Below are 18041 nucleotides of genomic sequence, written 5' to 3' on the forward strand. Positions count from 1 at the left end.
AACATACAAAGGGAGATTTTATAATGACAAAAATTCATGATTACAAAAAGGCAATTGAGCAAAAACAGAAGCGTCTTAAAACTAAGGAAAAACACAGTATTACTGCACTGGAGAAAAAGTTAAATAAAGCATTGCAAAATTATGGTACGACAGAAAAAGTAATCAAGGGTGTTAATGAATTTATGGATAACTATAAAGAACTGTCAAATGCATATGTTCAGTTGAAAAATGAATTTGAAGCGTTGGCGGAAATTACAATTGAATCACAAAAAACTTTAATTAGAAACAGCAACCTGAAAGCTCTTACTGAGCACTTTATTTTGAAGAATGAACTAGAAGATGAATACATTGAATTTCTGAGAAATGTAAGTGATAAAGAAACAGACGAAGGACTTAAAGAAGCAGCAGCTAATCAAGTTGACTTTTACCGAATTGAGCATAGCGGAGAAGTAGATTTTTTTATCGATGATGAGTATGGACTGATGTTAGAAGAACGTGAATCGGAGGAATGTGAATGAGTCAATTAGTTTTTATCGAAAATGGAAATGCAGTAACGGATAGTTTGACGATAGCTGAGGTATTCGGAAAAGAACACGATAAAGTTATGAGAGACATTGTCACGCAGATTAACAAATTGATTGAAGCTGGAGAATTAGATTTTTCAACCGCCAACTTTGTCGGCTCAACTTACATATCCAGAGGAAAGAATTATGAAAAGTTCAACCTGAGTGAAGATGCTTTTACATTAATTGCAATGTCATATACAACTGTTGAAGCAATGAAATTTAAAGTTAAGTTCATCCAAGAGTTCAAAAGAATGAGGGAAACAATTAAAACTGTTAGTACACCATCATACATGATTGATGATCCCATTAGTCGTGCCCAAAAATGGATACAGGAATTAAAGGAGAAACAAGCTGTTGAACAACAATTGCAACTTGCAGCTCCAATGATAGAAAAGTATCAGCAATTTCTCAATTCTGACGGATTAATGGATATGAAGAATGTAGCTAAAATTGTGGGGTGGGGAAGAAACAATCTGTTCTCATTCTTACGGGAAGAGAAAGTGTTTATGAAAGATAATACACCTTACCAGACATACATGAATAGAGAATATTTCAAACTTAAAGCTAAACCAACTCCAGTAGGATGTAAGCAAGTAACATTGGTTACTCCGAAAGGGGCAGATTACATAGCAGGATTGGTAAATAAAATGAACCAGTGTTCCTAGGCACCGGCTCATAAAAACATATGTAAAACATTCAATTACATAATAACATATCAGGGGGATGTAAGTGAGTTCCCCTTTTCCAAAGTAAATTAAATAACTCTATAAAATAACAGTTTTATACAGATTTACAAACACAAATTATACACAGGAAGGTGTGGATAAATGATGACAAAAGAAGATTTATTTTTCTGTTACGACTTTTCATTAAAGAACAAAATGAGGGATAAAGGTATCAAATACATAACTACAGCAATTTCGAATGACCAACGTAGATTCTGGTTATATTTCAGAACAGAACAGGTTACACAAACAATTAAAGAACACGTTAATCAGTAATAACTAATTAAACAGTTAAACAAAGGGGAATGATTATGGCAACAAAAGACTTTAAGATACAGATACCAACACAGCTTGTCAGAAGTGACAAATTTACTGCAGCAGAATTTATATTAACAGCAAAATTACTACAGGCTTATTACTCGCAGCCTGGAAAAGATAAGCCTTTAGAATTTGCAATAGATCACAAAGCGTTCATGCACTACTTGTTCTTCAAGGGTAATAACACGTTCAAGAAAGCGCTAAATGGATTACATAATAAGAAGATAATTGAAAATAAAATTGAAGTTCTCCCGAGAAAGGGCGGCCTTTACATTAAGCTAAACAAAGTGGTAATTCCTGAATTTAATAAACAAAGAGGATATTTTACTCAGCTACCTTACTATGTATTGAGTAGAGAGGTCATTGAAGCCGTAGGACACGTTGGAGTGAGGTTGCTTTATTACTACAAAAGCTACATTAACGCTAAAGAACCTTTAAAACAATTTTGTTTTGTTGCAGAAGCTACTGCAGCAGGTCACTTAAACATAACTGAAAAGACTGTAATAAAATACAACAAGTATTTAAAAACAAGAAAGTTTATAAAAGTTGAACAACACAAATTGAAAGAAAATGAATGTGAATACGACTCCAACGGTAAATTGGTCTTTACAAAATTTAATAATCATTATTTTTTGAGGCTGGATAAGATAAAGGAATATTGTGAAGAACAAAGTTCATCTTTAGTTCAAATCAACTAGGTGTAAAATTTCAGAGATAATTGGAAAAATTTCAGAGATACATAGGAAAAAATTCAGAGATAATTTACCCTCAATTCAGAGATAATTAGAAAATTATCTGAGATAAATTACACACTAATAAGAGTAACAATAATATTCAATATCATATACATAATCAGATTCAATTTAATATACATAATCAGATTCAGTATTTACAAATCGCAAAACAAGTTTGCAATTTGGTAAGTGGATAATCAGCAATTTACGAATTTAAAAGTTGTAAATGTGAAGGTTTTTTTATTTTACTTTAAAAAGGTAAATAAACGAACACTATATTATATTTTATTCAATATAGTGTTCGTATTTAAGCAGTTAAACAAATATAAAAGGGGAAATGTTAATGTTAAATTTATCAAAGCAAGTGTACATACAGTCAATTGAAGCTGCAGATATTTATAGTCACATGGTCAGAGGTAGTAAAGTTAAAAGCGAATATGATGGGATGATCCCCATGTCTTTAGAGTTAATAAAACTAAAGAAACAAGGACTGATTTTTAAGAGTGGTAAGAAAGAAGAAAAGCAGCTTACTGATGATTTAATTAACGTTAAATTTAAACAAAAAGTCCTGTCTGGTAAGCAATTTATAAAGAAACTAAGTAATAAAGTGGCAGAGCTAGAAGATGGAGATTATAAAGATAAGTTGTCCTCGTTTATTCAGACGATTAAATCAGAATGTCAATCTGAAAATGGTAAGTGTAAATGGCAAGAAGTGAAAAGTGATGCTTTAAGGCTAGAGCTATATACAAAAGGATTTACAATTACGAAGGTTGATGAAGAAACTGGAGAAATTCTTTCTCAAATTGATTATGTGGTATATAAGCGAAGCAGTAGCAAATCAAGAAAAGGTGAATGCCTATTCATCAGAAAAGGTCTATACGATGGGATGATTAACTGGAGCCGGATGGGATTAGATTTCAAAGCTAATATGGAAATTGATTTTGCTTCACTACTTGCATACGAATCCTTAGTAGGTTCAAGCTTAGAGAAAACAGTCAAGATCAATCCAAAGAATATTCTCATTGTAAAAGATGTTGAAAGTGTCTTCTACAGATTAGCTAATGTAGTTGAAACTAAGGGTAAGTTTTTGGACAGTGTCACTAAGCAGACTAAAATTGTTAATTCATTATTTGATGGAGAATCACTTTTACAAGCTGATTATTTTGATGAAGGACAGTCAATGATGCTTCTTAGAAATCACATGTTTAAGAGTGCAGCATTCAGTTGCGACATTCAAAAATACCTTCAGGATTATGCTGAGAATAACAATATCAACTTCAATACCTGGAGAATTGACAGCATGTTCGAAGGCGAGAAAATACTGGCCAAGAATGTACATCTAATCTGTACACCCAGTAGCCTCAAAGCACTCAAATTTAGTCATGTGTTTGAAGGAGACCATAAGGAAAGGCAAATGTTTAACCATTGGAAAAATGCTGTTAAAGCGGATAATTGTGTTTTTGGGGTTTGTAAACATGAAAAGAAATCTAAGAGAGGATTAGACGAAGAAGGAAAAGTCCTTCAACAAACCTCATATCAAATGATTAACTCATTGAAAATGTACAAATCCAATATCTTTGAGTTAGCTAAGTTTGAGTTAGATTACATAGAAAAATTAAAGAACAATGATGAAGCTTTTATTAACCACCTTATAGCTGAAGCGAATGATATGAACAGCAATATGATGTTTGTGGACTTATACAAGCAAAACAAACTAATTGTTAATACTAAGATATTCAGAGACTTCAGAACCAAGGAAATTAATAATCATTTAACTCACATTAAAAAAGGTAAACTTCGGTTAAGGGGTGACTATTGTGTCATGCTTGGTAACCCACTGGAGTTTTTAAAACACAGCATTGGTCAGTTTGATGAAACGGATCTAAAATCACTATCATTAAAAGGAAACGAAATTTATACATCATTATTCGAGTTTGATAAAGAAGTTGTTGGCTTCCGAAATCCGCATACTTCCCCATCAAATGTGTTAGTGGCTAAGAATACATACCTTAAAGACATTGAAACTTATTTTAACCTTACTGATAACATTGTTTGTGTAAATGCGGTTGAATTTGAACTTCAGGACATTTTATCTGGATGCGACTACGACTCTGATACACTTGTCCTGTTTGACAATGAAAAATTGTTAGAAGTAGCTAAAAGATGTTTCGGTAAATATCCAGTATGTATCAATAATGTAAAAGGCAAAAAGAAAGAATACAAATTGAACAAGGAACATATGAGTGAAATCGACTCTGCATTGAGTTTAAGCACAAAGTACATAGGTCGTGTGGTTAACTTGGGGCAAGAATCAATGTCATATTATTGGGATCAATGGAGCAATGGTAAGAAGGAACATGAATTAAAAGGTCTCATGAAAAAAGTGTCAGTTATGACGATACTTTCAGGGATTGCTATAGACATGTCTAAAAAATTCTTTGACATTAATATTGACGAAGAAATACGAAATGTTGAAAAGTACATTAAACAGTATTCAAAAATGATTGATAAGACAGATGAGGAAACGGCAATCAGCAAAAATGTGGCAGCAAAACCTTTATTTTGGAAGTACATTAGTCAAAGTGAAAACATTAAGGATAAAGTGACATTCTATAATACTCCAATGGACTATTTGTACAAAGCAATGAAAACGGATTATGCAAATCATCGTGAAAATGTGGAGTTTGTAAGTTTGTTAAATAAAAAAGATATATCGAATGGAAATAGGTCTCAAGAAGGCAAGATTTTAACTTATGTTAAAGAGATGAGTACGAAAATTAAGAAAGCATTTGCGGAACAACCTAAAGAGGAAAGAATTACATACATTGACAACCAGATCAAGTATTACAACTATAAGGTACAAAAATTAACCGTTAAAGAAGATACAATGTATGCAATGTTGGTACATATGATTAAGAATAAAGATAAGCAAGCTATAAAACTCATGAACATTTTGTATGCAACTCAAAGAGAAACATTCTTAAAATCTTTTAAAAAAGTGCAATAAAGTAACAAAGTTAAATACAAATAATCCCACAACCGTTGATAATACTAGGTTTGTGGGATTGTGTAAAGATTCCCTTATAGTAGGGGAGTTACAGTGCAGAGGATATCCAATTTGTTGCCGCAGGAAAGCCTATAGGGTGAGTAATGCTAACTCTCTTGCTATTATTATGAATCTTACTAATATGTATTGTGGGATTACTCTAAATGGGTAATCCTTATTTTTATTTAAAAAAAACAATAGATAATATAATGATACGTTAGTTGAATACAGAAGTCAATAATTAATTTTGAGGTGAGGACATGAAAAAGAAGAAAAGTCGCATTGAATATAAAGTTAAAGACGGGATTGTGTATGATCTAAAGAGAGTTTTTTATTAATTTTTTAAAAATATACATAGTTACTCAATTTTAATTATAAGTCAATGAAAGAAATTTGTAAAGTGAAGTTTATTTGCTGTGTTGGGTTTCATCCACCCTTTGTTAGTAGTGCGGACTGTAGTTAGGGGTAACTGCAGTCTTTTTTTATTGCTAACAACGATGGAATCGAACAGAGTACATAAGCGATTATGTGCTACTAACAAAAGAAAAGGATGAGTATGATGAGAAAGGCGGATAAGAAAAACGAGTTCAGGATTGATGGTGGATTAGTTTACATTAAACTTTTTGGTAAGTATGAAGGAAGGGAAGCAATAACTGATATTAAGTCCTTCATGAAATACAACCTGGGAGATTATTTATGGAGAAGTGACAAAAAGGGATATGTATACAGTTTCAAAGATGGAAAAGTAATTGCAATGCATAGGTTAATAACGGAGAACGAAAGTAAGCTACATACTGACCATATTAATAATACAGATGACCCGGTTGCAGACAAGTTGGACAATCGAGCATGTAACCTTAGGATAGCCAGTAACAGAGAAAATCAATGTAACTCTAGACTTCACTCGAAAAATTCAACTGGATATAAAGGGATAAGTTTAGACAAGGGTCTCTATAAGGCTCAGACTAAGTTTCAGGGGCACAAATATTATTTTGGTGGATTCAAGTCTGAAAAGTATGAAAAGGCATTGGAAATGGCAGCATACGCTTATGATATTGCAACTGAATGGATCAATGGAGAGTTTGCAAGTCATAATAATGTATTGGAAAGAGAATTGTTATCTGAGGAAGAAAAGAAGATAGTTGAAGATATAGCTTACAGTTACATACAGAAACATAAGTTATCTAGGTATCAAAAAGAAAACGAGACTGCATCTATTGGCGTAGATACAATCTCTGAACAAATTATTTAACCAAATTAATTTTAGCATTTATGAAGATGATTAACAACTGAGCATTTATTGATTAAAAGTGTAGAGAAAAAAAGAAGGAAAATAGTCACCTTTTGTCGTATTGTATATAAGTGTTAAATATGACAAAAGGTGGAGAATTATAGTGGGTAAATTTTCTGTAAGGTATTTTTTTGATCATGAGTTAAGTGTTAAAGAAATTGTTGAAGGTGAAAATGAGCAGTCAGTAATTGAGGATATCCCTACTGATGGAAATATGATGTTTGCAACTGGTTTAGAAACTTATAAATTTAATATGAGTGACGTAAAATTAATTAGAGTGACAGCCGTTAAAGATTCTGTTCCTACATCTAAGAACTACTATTCAAGGTAAGTGTCGAAAAGAAAATATTTACAAACTGGAATTTTATGTTAGAATCTCTAGTGATCTTAGGGTAGGGAGGAAGATAAAATGGTTTGTAAATGTGGGGAAACAATGAAAAGGCTTGAAAAAGTCCCTGATGGTGGAGCATATGTACAGCATTCTTATTGTAGTTGTGGATCAATGCATGAATTGAAAACAGCACAAGGAACAGTGATCTCAAGTAAATGGATTAAAACAGGTACATCAGAAGCAGCTCCTAAATAAGGGGCTGTTTTTTATTGGAGGGATATTAATGACTGATGATAAGGTTCAACACGAAGTTGATGAAATAATTAAAGAGGCAAACAGAACTAGTTTATTTTCGATCATCGTCAGTGGGATCTCAATTTTACTCGCAACGTTAGAAATATTAGCTTTGTAAATTATGTAGTATGTAGAGGAGTTGGAGAAATGAATGTAATTAGAGAACTGTATGCTGCAATTGAGGATAGTGCGGTTATAAAAGAAACACCAGAGCGAATTAGAAATGTTATTCGTTATTTGGAGCAACAGCAAATTGAAGATTTAAAGAAGCGTGTGGACAGGTTGGAAGCATTATATGGGAAGGGTGAAGAGTAATTGTTCAAGCGTAATGAGGATCTTAAGCAATCAATGATTAGATTGAAGAAGATAAATAATGAAGTGGTGGAAGCATTAGGAAAATTAAATGAACAGATTGAGGTTATGGACGGAGTGGTTTCTAAATTGAATATAAGTCCTGGGAATGTGAAAAAAGGATCTCATGAAGTTGCTTTAGATGTATATCGTGGGATAGAGCGTGGTAATTATTACGAAGCAATTTTCACTGATGATTTTGCAGCGCTAAATAGTAAAGATCAGGAATTGGTAATTGGTATGGTACTTGATGATTTCAAAATTAATTTTAAGGAATTGGTTGATAATTGCGTGAAGGAGATGGGGAGTAAATGAGTAAAAATGTAGATATTCATGAAAAACGTACAGTTGTTGAGGTAAAGAAGTCGGATAAGAAGGCTATTTTTTACTATAGTAATGGTGAAACTGAAGAATTTCAATTATTGACTGAGGATTTCTTTGATCAAGAGAAGGTCGCAATTATTAATTCAGATGAGCGTGGAGAAAAATATATTAAAGGTTATATAAAACTAAATTAAATGACAAAAAGGGATGGAAAGGGTGAATGAGATGAGTGATAAACAAGTTGAAAGTACAACTGATAAGCCTCAGAGTGACACAAAAGTAATTCTGAAACCTGAACAGTTGCGTATGGCCAACTTATTAGCAGATCCAAGTGAAACAGGAACTATTGTTGAACTTTGTAAGAAAGCTGATGTGCCAAGACGAACGTTTTATCGATGGATGGAAAAGAAATACTTTACTGATTATGTTGATAGCTTGATTGAAGTACATACTGATGCAGAGTTAGGCTCTGTATGGAAAGCATTGTCCAGGGAAGCGGTTAAGGGGAATATTCACGCAATCAAACTATTCTTCGAAATGAAGCAGCGATATAAACATACAGCTGAAGTTAATCATACATTTGATAATTTAACAGATGAAGAACGTGAAAACAGATTGAAGGAATTGTTAGAGAAAGCTAAATCTCTATAAAAGCTTTCTTTTATCGTGAATGTACTAAATTGTATATTTTCGTACATACAAAACATTGTATTTATTGGTTAATCATGGTATTATCTTACTAAGATGATAAAAACGTACATTCAATGTATGAAAAACTTAGTGAGGTGTATCGTGATGAATGAGAAAAATGTGCAGCCATTAAGAACAATTGAAGAAATTGAAGACATGAAACAGGCATTAAGACGGTTTTGTAGTGAACGTGATCGTTTCCTATTCGTTTTCGGCATCAATACTGGCTTAAGGGTGAGTGATATTCTCCCTTTAAAAGTGATCAATGTAAAAGATAAGTCTCATGTAATCATTAAAGAGAAGAAAACTAAGAAAATTAAACGATTCTTGATACCTAGCTCACTACAGAACGAAATAAACGCTTATATTAAAGGTATGAATGATGAGGATCTGCTATTTCCTAGTCGTAAAGGTGATAAGCCTATATCTACAACTCAAGCTTACAGGGCATTTGTTAAAGCTGCTGAAATGATTGATAAAGATGATGTAGGTACTCATACAATGCGTAAGACATTTGGATATCATTATTACAGAAGAACTAAGGATATAGCCTTTCTGCAAGAAATATTCAATCATTCAGCACCTTCTATAACTAAACGGTATATAGGAATTACACAAGATGAAATTGATCTAACGTTAAAGGATTTCTCACTTTGAGAGGTCTTTTTTTATGTCCAAAAGTAGGTGGAAATGGTGAATGGACTATCCAAGGAAGAACAAATTGAATTAAATCGGCTATTAGAGCTGAAATACATTAATAAAGTTAAGTCTGATTATGCTGAGTATGTTGAATATGTACATGATGGACTTTATGAACATGCTAGACATACCAGGTATTTATGTAGTGTTATTCAAAAAGCGATTGATAATAAGAAACGAATGATCTCTGGTGATATACCAATGAGAAATCAATACATAGCACTTTCGATTCCTCCCCGGCATGGAAAATCCATGACAATTACTGAGACTGTTCCATCATTTTACCTCGGTCAATTCCCTCATCATAGGGTAATCATTGGTGGTTATAATACTGAATTCGCTGCAACATTTGGTAAAAAGAACAGAGAGAAAGTTGAAATGTTTGGTGACAAGATATTCGGAAGAGGTATTAAAAAAGGATCATCATCTGCTACTGATTGGGACATAGAAGGTCATAGAGGTGGAGTAATTTCTAGAGGTATCTTATCAGGTGTAACTGGTCAAGGTGCTGATTTAATGGTTATAGATGATCCAATCAAGACTCGTGAAGAAGCAGACAGTCAAGTTGCACGTAATAAGATTTGGGGAGAGTGGATTGATTCCTTTTCTTCTCGTTTACACCCTGGTGCTATTGTAATTGTTATCATGACAAGGTGGCATGAAGATGATTTGATTGGAAGGTTTCTAAATGAAGAATACGGTGAGCCTTTACCTTGGCATGTTATCAACTTACCACTTGAAGCAGAGGATAATAATGATGTACTGGGTAGAGAAATAGGTGAACCATTATGGCCTGAAAGATATGGTCATGATTTTATTAAAATTCGTAAACAAATGTCCTCATCTTCATTTAATTCACTGTATCAAGGTAGACCTACATCACAAGAAGGTAACATGATCAAACGTGAATGGTGGCAAAAATACACTACACTACCTTTGATACAACATAAAATAATGTCTGTTGATGCTGCATTTAAAGACAGTGAAACATCTGATTATGTATCTATACAAGTATGGGGTAAAAGTGAAGTCAATGCTTATCTTATTGATAAGAATAAAGCACGAATGGATTTCCCAACCACCTTAAAGAACATCATGGATATGAAAGCTAAACATCCTGATATAAGTGGAATATTCATTGAGGATAAAGCAAATGGATCAGCAATTATTAGTATGCTTCGTAATAAAATAGGTGGAATTATTCCCGTTAATCCCCAAGGTGGTAAAGTAGCCAGGGTAAATGCAATAGCTGATTACATAAGAGCAGGAAACGTTTGGATTCCTAAAGATAAACCTTGGATTGATGAATTTATTGAAGAGTTTGCTGCATTCCCAAGAGGTAAACATGATGATGATGTGGACAGTGCCAGTCAAGCTCTAAACCGTCTATTTTATTACTCAGCTGATTTACCTGTAGCACCAAAAAGAAATGATCTTTGGATGTTTGAAAGCAATAACGATGAGTCGGGAGGCTACATGGATTGGTAACTATTTTAATAGCAATTATTATCCCTGTTACAGCATTTGTAACGGGTTATTTTACGTTAAAAGGGGTTCAGTTAGGACTTAACAACCCTTCAAATATACAGCCTTCTGATAAAGAATTAACTGTTGAGAATTACCATGAACCACATGATGAAGAAGTAAATCCTATTCAGGCAATATTTCAGGATAAACCGAAGGAAGAACAAGATAACATCATAAACGAATGGTTTCATGGTGTAGAGAAGTAGGTGATAAATAAATATGTCCAAGAAAACATACAACATGCTAGAACAAGCTGACTTTGTAGAGAAGCAATATAAAGAAGGATTAGCTTATAAGAAGGAAATGGGATTCTTCACTAAATGGAGTGAACATGAACGTTTCAAAGCTGGAGATCAATGGCCAGCAGTTACAGAGAAGACTAAGAATCTACCTCGTCCTGTACTAAATATCATTAAACAGGTAATCAATCACAAGGTAGCTTCTGTTATGACTGAAAATATTAAAATGGTGTTTTCTGCATCTGATACTGAAGAAGGTTCAAATGAATACGAAGGAGCAGAATTGTTTACTCGATATTCAGAAACTACATGGGAAAAAGTAAAACAAGATCAATTAAATGAAGTTGCATTGGAAAGTGGAGCTACAACTGGCCCTTGTATTTGGCATTATTATTGGGACACATCTAAATCAGGTGGTAATCGTCTTAAATATGTCGGGGAGATTCAAGGTGAAATCATTGATGCGGTCAACTTCTTCCCTGGAAATCCACAGTGTACAAATATTCAGGATCAACCATTTATCAATATTACGAGTCGTGATTTAGTTTCAAATGTACGTAAAATAGCAGAATCAAATGGATTGTCTAAGGAGTTTATCAGCCTAATTAAAGCTGATAGTGATACTGAAGACCAAGCATATGACTTTGCTAAGAAGGAAATGACTGAGGACTCTAAAGTAACTGTCATCACTAAGTATTGGAAAGAAAATGGTACTGTTTATTTTCAAAAAGTTGCAAGTGGTGTAGTAGTTAAACCTAAGACTAATATGAGATTTAAACTATATCCAATTGCTCTTATGCAATGGGAAAGACGTAAAAGTACAATCTTTGGTATCTCTGAAGTTGAAGGTATCATTCCGAACCAAAAAGCAATCAATTACCTTTTGGCTATGCAATTACTATCCATCCAATTGACAAGTTGGCCTAAATTGTTGGTTGATAAAAGTTTTGTGAAACAACAAATTACAAACACTCCTGGTGAAGTAATTAACGTTACAGGTACAAATGGTTCATTGAATAATGCTATTGCTTACATGAATCCTGGACAAACTTCCAATCAAGCTGCTAATTTGCTTGATTCATTCCTGAATTATACTCGTGATGTTGCAGGGGCTAATGAGAATGCATTAGGTGAACAGTCTAGTTCTCAACTCAATGCTACTGCAGTTATGTTATTGCAACAGGCTTCAGGAGTACCACTCGAATCCATTAAAAGACGTTTTTATCAAGCAATGGAAGATGTCGGCTTGATTTGGTCTGAGTTTTGGCGTGTTTATTATAATACTGATCGTGTTGTTAATCTCAAAGATGAAGACGGTGAAGAATACACTGATGTATTTAATGGTGAGCAATACAAAGATGTTGATATGAATCTGAAAATTGATATTGGCCCTTCATCATCTTACTCAGAAACACTGATGATGACTTCACTTGATAAATTATTTGATACAGACAAAATCACAATTGAAGACTATCTGCAATTTGCTCCTAAAAATGTCATTCCGTTTAAGGATCGTTTACTTAAAAAGGTACAAGAACGACAGGAACAAGAACAAATGATGATGGCTCAAGAACAAGAGCAACAGTCTATGATGCAACAACAGCAACAAGATGAACAAATTGCTCAACAAAGCCTTGAACAGCAGCAAGCAATGGAACAGGAAGAAGCTAATGCACCTCATCCATTTGATCAATTTTTATCAACTTTACCAAAACATAAGCAAGATAACTTTCGTAAATTATCCCCAGAAGAACAAGAACAAATTATGCAACAAACCATGACATCTATTAACTAGGTGTTTTTATTTTGTCCTGTCATAAGACATTAAACTGGGCATCGGGTAAACCAGCCGAAGGAGGAAACAAAATGTCAGAAGAACTAATGCAAGATCAGAGTGCTACATACCAGAGCACTGAAGCAACACCAGATGTAAACAATGAACAACCAATACAGCAAGAACTTACTCAAGAAGATCCACCTGCTACCACACAGGACGATAACTTTTTTGAAGTAAAGTACAACAAGGAAGCTGTTCGTGTGTCTTATGATGAAGCTCCTGATTACATTCAAAAAGGAATGAATTATGAGAAAGTACAGAGTAAGGCAAACGAATTTGAACAGCATTTACAAACAGTAGCACAATTGGCTGGCTATGGTTCTCATGAAGAATTATTACAAGCTCTTCAGCTAGAACAACAACAACGTGAACAACAAAAGTATTATGATGCTGGAATTGATCCTGAAACATTTAACTCTCTATTGGAGCAACATCCGGATATCCAATACGCAAGAGAAATGAAACAACAGGAAGAAGAAAAACAAAAGTTTAATGAGGAAGCTCAAGAGTTTTTTGCAGAGTTTCCGGAAGTCCAAGAAGTACCACCTGAAGTATGGAAACTTAAAGAAGAAAAGGGTTTATCACTGTTAGATTCTTATCTTCGTATTAATTACAAGTCACTCGGTCAACAGAAAGAACAAGAAGCAATACAAAAATTACAAACGAACGCCTTAAGTTCACCTGGTGCTCTTGGAGATGGTGCAGAACATAAAGTTGGATACTCCAATTTATCGTCCGCAGACAAGAAGGCTCTGAGAGAACGTGTACTTAGAGGGGAGAACGTTCAATTCTAGGAGGAAAATTAAATGCCAACAAATGTACAAGGTTATAACGCAACAGCAGGAGTAAACGGATTAACAGCAGAACAAGCAGAATTTTATCAGGACACAATGCTAGATAGACTATTACCTGAACTTTTCTTCATGAAATATGGTGAAAAGAAAGTAATGCCTAAAAACGCAGGTGCCACAACTTCTTTCAGACGTTTGAATTCACTTGCAGTTTCAACAAATGCTATTACTGAAGGTGTTACACCTGATGGAGTAGACCTAAATATCACTAAACTAAACGCTACTGTTTCGACTTACGGTAACTACACTAAGATTTCTGAGTTCATCAATCTTACTGGACTAGATCCATTACTGACTGAAACTGCTGGTCTAATGGGAGAAAATGCCGGAGAGTCAATGGATGTAATTGTTCGTGATATCGTTGCTGCTGGTACGAATGTAGTTTCTGCAGGAGCTAAAGCACGTAATGCAATCCTTGCTACTGACAAAATCAATGCATTGGATATTCTACGTGTAAGACGTACTCTGAAACGTAATAAAGTTAAACAAATTGAAGTTCCTGGTGGAGGTAAAGGTTACCTTGCTTTCATTCATACAGATGTAGCAACTGACCTTATGCAAACACAAGAGTGGAAAGATCAAAATACATATGTAGATACTAAGAATCGTGCTGAAGGTATTCTTGGTAAAATGTATGGAATTTACTTCTTAGAGGCTGACAATGCAGTTAAATTTGCTGGTGCAGGTTCAGCAGGAGCAGATGTTTACGGTACTATCTTCATCGGTAAAGGTGCTTATGGTGTTCCTGATGTAGCTGGTTCATCTAAACCAGAAATCATTGTCCACAAAGCCGGTTCATCAGGTACTGCTGATCCAATGAATCAATTTAATACTGTTGCGTGGAAGTCTGTCTTCACTGCACTTCGTCTGAATGAGCTTTGTATCGTACGTTACGAGTCTGGAGCTACAGTTTAATTATTGAGGGGGCAACCCCTCTTTTTTTATTTTAATTTCTAGGAGGCTATTAATATGGCAGAGAAAAAACAAAGTTTAAATGTTGAAGAACTGAAAGCACAAATTGAAGCAGAAGTTAGAGCTAAGATTGAGGCAGAAGCAGAAGCGAAAGTTAAAGGAGCAGAAAAAGCTAAAGCATTAGCTGAAGAAGAATTACAGAAACTTGAAAAGAATCTTGAAGCACAGGTTAAAAAAGATGAAAAGGATACTCTTCAAAAGTTAAAAGCAATGAAAAAAGTATCAATTGAAATTCCAGAAGATCCCAATAACCCTGATGATGTTGTTCCGGTTGGATGGCAAGGTGTCATCTACTCAATTCCAAGAGGGCAGCAATTTGAAGTTCCTGAAGTGATTTATCAAATTTGGAAAGAATCTCATGAAAAAACTAAAGAGATAAATAAACGTATCCGTGACAGCATCAAAAGAGAAATTAAAATCAACTAATCCATTTGAGGTGAAGTAATGAACCTTCAAGATATTATAACTGAAGTTGAAAGGGACTTAGACACTGCGGTTCCATCTGAGAAAATAATCGGATGGGCAAATAGAGCCTTAGATGATCTAACACCTATCGCTAAATTACAAAGTAAGAAAACATTAATACATTCAACCGATAACAATTACATTCTTCCCGAAGACTTATTTGAGATTGCTCATTTAACTGTAGATGGAATTCCGCACGATGAAGTCACGATGAAGGATGTAAATTCAAGAGGCTATAAAGTTTGGGGGAATATTCTTTCCCTTAATCCAAATAATTCGGATAGCCTAATTGAATTGTATTACTACAAAAAGTTAAATCATTTGAATAACTTTAGTGACATTCCTGAAATTCCTTCACAGTTTCACGATTTAATTGTCCTTTATGTAATTGGGCATGAACTATTTTCTGATGAGGAATTCGAAAGTCAAGAAGATGCATTAAGACGGTACAATCAGCGAAAATCAGAATTTGAAATGTACACAATGAAAAAAGAAGATATTAATTATCAGATTATTGATGTCTACAGATTCTAAATAAGGAGTGTTTTATATGGCAAGACAAAATACACGTCCCAGATCCTCTTTAAAAAGCATGGAAGCCTACTCCGACTTCTCAGGGGGATTAAATACAATGTCAGACCAAACGAAGATGGCTGATACAGAAGTGGCCTTGTTAATAAACATGGATATATCTCCAAGAGGAACATTGGTGAGAAGAACCGGCATGGTTAATCACAAACGAGGCGCTATTTGGGGTGATATTAAGGGGAAAACATGGGCGCAGTTAAATGAGGAGGTATAACTTTGTTCATTATTAGTTGCAAAGTTTTAAACGAGCCTAAGTTGTGTGGATTTGATACACAATTGAAAGCTACAGAATTTGTACAAACAGCAAAAGGTGACACTGTTATTGGAAAGATTTTTAAAGTTGACGGAGAAGGACATGTAGTATTTTATGAAGTTTCCTTTGATGGACAGGTAAGCCTGAAACCGAAAGAGGTGCAGTGATGGCAGCTCAATATACACCAAATTTAAATTTACTGAAACCTGGAACGGATGACAATATTGGTATTGAATCAAGTTTGAGTCAAAACTTTCAAAATGTTGATGACAAACTTGGGAATGCTTTAAAGGATCATAAAAATAAAACATGGGATTCATTAGGTGAAAGGTTAAAAACTGAAGCTGAGGCACAAGAGGAATTGGTTTCCAAAGTAAGTGTATTGGAGAATAAGCTTCCCAATGCTGTTTTAGATGATGGATTTATCCGTGCAATTGTTAACCGTGGAGCATCTTCACAGGCTCCAGAGAACACTTTACCTGCGTTCAGATGGGCTATTGATATGGGATTCTGGGGGATATATACCAGTGTTCAAATGACTTCAACAGGGGCATGGGTATGCATTCATGATACAACTGTTGATCGCACATCTAATGGCACTGGTGCTGTATCTTCCAAAACTCTTGGTGATTTAAATGCTTTAGATTTTGGAGAATGGTTTAACATTAGATACAAAGATACGAAGGTTTGTACAGTTCAATTATTCTTGCAAACATGCAGACTTGGTGGGGTTGTCCCTTACATTGAAATCAAAGGCGGTAACTATACAGATGTTCAGATTGAAGGATTGCTTAACATTATTAAGTCGTATGGCTTTGCAAATGGTTGTGCGGTTACTTCTTATAACCTGGACTATCTGAAAAAGGTTCGTCTTTATGATAAACAAATCGCACTTTGTCTGATGACTAACGAGTTTACTCAAACGGATGTAAATGAAGTTAAAGCGTTAGGGAATGCGTTCATCAGTGCTGCTAAATCTAAAATCAATGCTGCTACAATGTCTATGGCTAAAGGGTTGAGAGTTGAAGCCTTCACTGTTAACTCAAATAATGATCTTAGAGATTTAATTAAATTGGGAGTTCGTGGAGCAATGACAACAAGAATTCCATTTGGAAGGGGGTATTAGGATGATTCCAAATGCAATAGTAACTAAACAATATAGATTCGGTGATTTGACAGAACTTTATAGAAGTTCGATTGTTACAGGCTCTTCAGAATTGACTATTGAGAATGATGCAATCCGTTTTCACCGAGGAGCAGTCACAGATAAATGCTACTCTTATTGGCCGGTTTATGCACCCACAGGCAGTATTGTTGAAGTTTCTTTTGAAGCTAGGACAATAAACCTTAGTTCTAAAGGAAGTGTTTCATTTGAACAATATTCAGGGCCAGAGGTTGTTATTGGTCAATCAGGCACACCGGTTGAAAACTTTGAGATTGATGATATTTACTGGAAACCATACACCGTGACATGGGATGGCTCAACTATTCGTCCATATATGGGAATTGTCATGGGAATGAGAGATGTTGTAGGAAGCGTTTATTTTCGAAACATTATTATTACTGTCTATAACACAAACAATTACTCACCTGAAGTGAAAATGTGTATGTTGAAATACACTAAGTCCTCAAACACATGGATCATTGATGATGCACCTGGACGATTTAGTAATACAGGCTGCATTGAAGTACGTAAAGTTGGAACAGAAGATGCATTAGAAGTTAAATTCTCTCCAGTTGAATCGTGGCAAAGACCTATTGGAAACGCACATATGGAATACAATCCAGATACTGCACGGTACATTGCAAAATGTAGTTCAGTTACTCGAAATCGTACTTTTATCAATATCATAGATATGAATACAGGACAATCAGTTAAACTCAATTCACTTCCAGGTGACGCATATATCGCAGTAAATGTGATGTCTCAGTGAGGGAGG

Annotated in this window: 24 protein-coding genes; all 24 read left to right on the top strand. The window is 34.5% G+C overall.

The features are described 5' to 3' along the window. Window positions 1-23: 23 nt before the first annotated feature. The 24 genes from JOJ89_RS05830 to JOJ89_RS05940 all read left to right on the top strand — a co-directional run bounded on the left by JOJ89_RS05830 (window position 24) and on the right by JOJ89_RS05940 (window position 18035). Window positions 24-518: a hypothetical protein gene (locus JOJ89_RS05830; protein ID WP_203289830.1), complete on the top strand. Its 495-nt coding sequence runs from the start codon at window positions 24-26 to the stop codon at window positions 516-518. Beyond that, window positions 515-1231 (top strand): Rha family transcriptional regulator, encoded by a 717-nt coding sequence (locus tag JOJ89_RS05835; RefSeq protein ID WP_203289831.1) that lies wholly within the window; start codon window positions 515-517, stop codon window positions 1229-1231. The genes JOJ89_RS05830 and JOJ89_RS05835 overlap by 4 nt, the downstream gene beginning before the upstream one ends. 371 nt (window positions 1232-1602) lie before the next feature. Next, complete coding sequence (locus JOJ89_RS05840) at window positions 1603-2307, top strand: hypothetical protein (protein WP_203289832.1); 705 nt, start codon at window positions 1603-1605, stop codon at window positions 2305-2307. Window positions 2308-2686: 379 nt separating this feature from the next. Then, window positions 2687-5350: a hypothetical protein gene (locus tag JOJ89_RS05845; RefSeq protein ID WP_242524668.1), complete on the top strand. Its 2664-nt coding sequence runs from the start codon at window positions 2687-2689 to the stop codon at window positions 5348-5350. A gap of 595 nt (window positions 5351-5945) precedes the next feature. Beyond that, window positions 5946-6641, top strand: coding sequence for a hypothetical protein (locus tag JOJ89_RS05850; protein WP_203289834.1), 696 nt, complete (start codon window positions 5946-5948; stop codon window positions 6639-6641). Window positions 6642-6783: 142 nt separating this feature from the next. After that, entirely contained in the window at window positions 6784-7011 is a 228-nt protein-coding gene (locus JOJ89_RS05855; protein WP_203289835.1) for a hypothetical protein, read from the top strand. 102 nt (window positions 7012-7113) lie between these two features. Then, entirely contained in the window at window positions 7114-7266 is a 153-nt protein-coding gene (locus JOJ89_RS05860) for a hypothetical protein (protein ID WP_203289836.1), read from the top strand. Between the two features lie 28 nt (window positions 7267-7294). Further along, window positions 7295-7423, top strand: a complete 129-nt coding sequence (locus tag JOJ89_RS21235; protein WP_277987855.1) for a hypothetical protein — start codon at window positions 7295-7297, stop codon at window positions 7421-7423. A gap of 29 nt (window positions 7424-7452) precedes the next feature. Continuing rightward, complete coding sequence (locus JOJ89_RS05865) at window positions 7453-7620, top strand: hypothetical protein (RefSeq protein ID WP_203289837.1); 168 nt, start codon at window positions 7453-7455, stop codon at window positions 7618-7620. Then, window positions 7621-7971 carry a hypothetical protein gene (locus JOJ89_RS05870; RefSeq protein ID WP_203289838.1) on the top strand — a complete coding sequence of 117 codons (351 nt, stop codon included), beginning with the start codon at window positions 7621-7623 and terminating at the stop codon, window positions 7969-7971. It abuts the gene before it with no gap. After that, window positions 7968-8174, top strand: coding sequence for a hypothetical protein (locus JOJ89_RS05875; protein ID WP_203289839.1), 207 nt, complete (start codon window positions 7968-7970; stop codon window positions 8172-8174). Before JOJ89_RS05870 ends, JOJ89_RS05875 begins: the two co-directional genes overlap by 4 nt. A gap of 31 nt (window positions 8175-8205) precedes the next feature. Then, on the top strand, window positions 8206-8631 hold the full coding sequence (locus JOJ89_RS05880; protein ID WP_203289840.1) for a phBC6A51 family helix-turn-helix protein: 426 nt from the start codon (window positions 8206-8208) through the stop codon (window positions 8629-8631). Window positions 8632-8775: 144 nt separating this feature from the next. Next, complete coding sequence (locus JOJ89_RS05885) at window positions 8776-9327, top strand: tyrosine-type recombinase/integrase (protein WP_203289841.1); 552 nt, start codon at window positions 8776-8778, stop codon at window positions 9325-9327. Window positions 9328-9360: 33 nt separating this feature from the next. Further along, on the top strand, window positions 9361-10857 hold the full coding sequence (terL, locus tag JOJ89_RS05890; RefSeq protein ID WP_203289842.1) for a phage terminase large subunit: 1497 nt from the start codon (window positions 9361-9363) through the stop codon (window positions 10855-10857). After that, window positions 10851-11102 (top strand): hypothetical protein, encoded by a 252-nt coding sequence (locus tag JOJ89_RS05895; RefSeq protein WP_203289843.1) that lies wholly within the window; start codon window positions 10851-10853, stop codon window positions 11100-11102. The genes terL and JOJ89_RS05895 overlap by 7 nt, the downstream gene beginning before the upstream one ends. A 13-nt stretch (window positions 11103-11115) precedes the next feature. Next, entirely contained in the window at window positions 11116-12930 is a 1815-nt protein-coding gene (locus JOJ89_RS05900) for a portal protein (protein WP_203289844.1), read from the top strand. 71 nt (window positions 12931-13001) lie between these two features. Then, window positions 13002-13766, top strand: coding sequence for a hypothetical protein (locus JOJ89_RS05905; protein WP_203289845.1), 765 nt, complete (start codon window positions 13002-13004; stop codon window positions 13764-13766). 12 nt (window positions 13767-13778) lie between these two features. After that, window positions 13779-14738 carry a N4-gp56 family major capsid protein gene (locus JOJ89_RS05910; RefSeq protein WP_203289846.1) on the top strand — a complete coding sequence of 320 codons (960 nt, stop codon included), beginning with the start codon at window positions 13779-13781 and terminating at the stop codon, window positions 14736-14738. Between the two features lie 54 nt (window positions 14739-14792). Further along, entirely contained in the window at window positions 14793-15221 is a 429-nt protein-coding gene (locus JOJ89_RS05915; protein ID WP_203289847.1) for a hypothetical protein, read from the top strand. An 18-nt stretch (window positions 15222-15239) separates the two neighbouring features. Further along, entirely contained in the window at window positions 15240-15794 is a 555-nt protein-coding gene (locus JOJ89_RS05920) for a phage adaptor protein (RefSeq protein WP_203289848.1), read from the top strand. 16 nt (window positions 15795-15810) lie between these two features. Then, a complete protein-coding gene (locus tag JOJ89_RS05925; RefSeq protein WP_203289849.1) occupies window positions 15811-16062 on the top strand; it encodes a hypothetical protein in 252 nt (83 codons plus the stop codon). 2 nt (window positions 16063-16064) lie between these two features. Next, entirely contained in the window at window positions 16065-16268 is a 204-nt protein-coding gene (locus tag JOJ89_RS05930) for a hypothetical protein (protein WP_203289850.1), read from the top strand. After that, window positions 16268-17227 (top strand): glycerophosphodiester phosphodiesterase, encoded by a 960-nt coding sequence (locus JOJ89_RS05935; protein ID WP_203289851.1) that lies wholly within the window; start codon window positions 16268-16270, stop codon window positions 17225-17227. The genes JOJ89_RS05930 and JOJ89_RS05935 overlap by 1 nt, the downstream gene beginning before the upstream one ends. Before the next feature lies 1 nt (window position 17228). Then, complete coding sequence (locus JOJ89_RS05940) at window positions 17229-18035, top strand: hypothetical protein (protein ID WP_203289852.1); 807 nt, start codon at window positions 17229-17231, stop codon at window positions 18033-18035. The last annotated feature ends 6 nt before the right edge of the window (window positions 18036-18041 follow it).

It is taken from the genome of Metabacillus sp. cB07, from assembly GCF_016839225.1.
Classification (GTDB): domain Bacteria; phylum Bacillota; class Bacilli; order Bacillales; family Bacillaceae; genus Bacillus_P; species Bacillus_P indicus.

Excerpts from the sequence above, each read along its gene's own strand:
- JOJ89_RS05830 (WP_203289830.1), top strand. The coding sequence starts at position 24 with ATGACAAAAATTCATGATTACAAAAAGGCAATTGAGCAAAAACAGAAG.
- JOJ89_RS05835 (WP_203289831.1), top strand. The coding sequence starts at position 515 with ATGAGTCAATTAGTTTTTATCGAAAATGGAAATGCAGTAACGGATAGT.
- JOJ89_RS05840 (WP_203289832.1), top strand. The coding sequence starts at position 1,603 with ATGGCAACAAAAGACTTTAAGATACAGATACCAACACAGCTTGTCAGA.
- JOJ89_RS05845 (WP_242524668.1), top strand. The coding sequence starts at position 2,687 with ATGTTAAATTTATCAAAGCAAGTGTACATACAGTCAATTGAAGCTGCA.
- JOJ89_RS05850 (WP_203289834.1), top strand. The coding sequence starts at position 5,946 with ATGATGAGAAAGGCGGATAAGAAAAACGAGTTCAGGATTGATGGTGGA.
- JOJ89_RS05860 (WP_203289836.1), top strand. The coding sequence starts at position 7,114 with ATGAAAAGGCTTGAAAAAGTCCCTGATGGTGGAGCATATGTACAGCAT.
- JOJ89_RS21235 (WP_277987855.1), top strand. The coding sequence starts at position 7,295 with ATGACTGATGATAAGGTTCAACACGAAGTTGATGAAATAATTAAAGAG.
- JOJ89_RS05865 (WP_203289837.1), top strand. The coding sequence starts at position 7,453 with ATGAATGTAATTAGAGAACTGTATGCTGCAATTGAGGATAGTGCGGTT.
- JOJ89_RS05875 (WP_203289839.1), top strand. The coding sequence starts at position 7,968 with ATGAGTAAAAATGTAGATATTCATGAAAAACGTACAGTTGTTGAGGTA.
- JOJ89_RS05880 (WP_203289840.1), top strand. The coding sequence starts at position 8,206 with ATGAGTGATAAACAAGTTGAAAGTACAACTGATAAGCCTCAGAGTGAC.
- JOJ89_RS05885 (WP_203289841.1), top strand. The coding sequence starts at position 8,776 with ATGAATGAGAAAAATGTGCAGCCATTAAGAACAATTGAAGAAATTGAA.
- terL (WP_203289842.1), top strand. The coding sequence starts at position 9,361 with ATGGTGAATGGACTATCCAAGGAAGAACAAATTGAATTAAATCGGCTA.
- JOJ89_RS05900 (WP_203289844.1), top strand. The coding sequence starts at position 11,116 with ATGTCCAAGAAAACATACAACATGCTAGAACAAGCTGACTTTGTAGAG.
- JOJ89_RS05905 (WP_203289845.1), top strand. The coding sequence starts at position 13,002 with ATGTCAGAAGAACTAATGCAAGATCAGAGTGCTACATACCAGAGCACT.
- JOJ89_RS05910 (WP_203289846.1), top strand. The coding sequence starts at position 13,779 with ATGCCAACAAATGTACAAGGTTATAACGCAACAGCAGGAGTAAACGGA.
- JOJ89_RS05915 (WP_203289847.1), top strand. The coding sequence starts at position 14,793 with ATGGCAGAGAAAAAACAAAGTTTAAATGTTGAAGAACTGAAAGCACAA.
- JOJ89_RS05920 (WP_203289848.1), top strand. The coding sequence starts at position 15,240 with ATGAACCTTCAAGATATTATAACTGAAGTTGAAAGGGACTTAGACACT.
- JOJ89_RS05925 (WP_203289849.1), top strand. The coding sequence starts at position 15,811 with ATGGCAAGACAAAATACACGTCCCAGATCCTCTTTAAAAAGCATGGAA.
- JOJ89_RS05935 (WP_203289851.1), top strand. The coding sequence starts at position 16,268 with ATGGCAGCTCAATATACACCAAATTTAAATTTACTGAAACCTGGAACG.
- JOJ89_RS05940 (WP_203289852.1), top strand. The coding sequence starts at position 17,229 with ATGATTCCAAATGCAATAGTAACTAAACAATATAGATTCGGTGATTTG.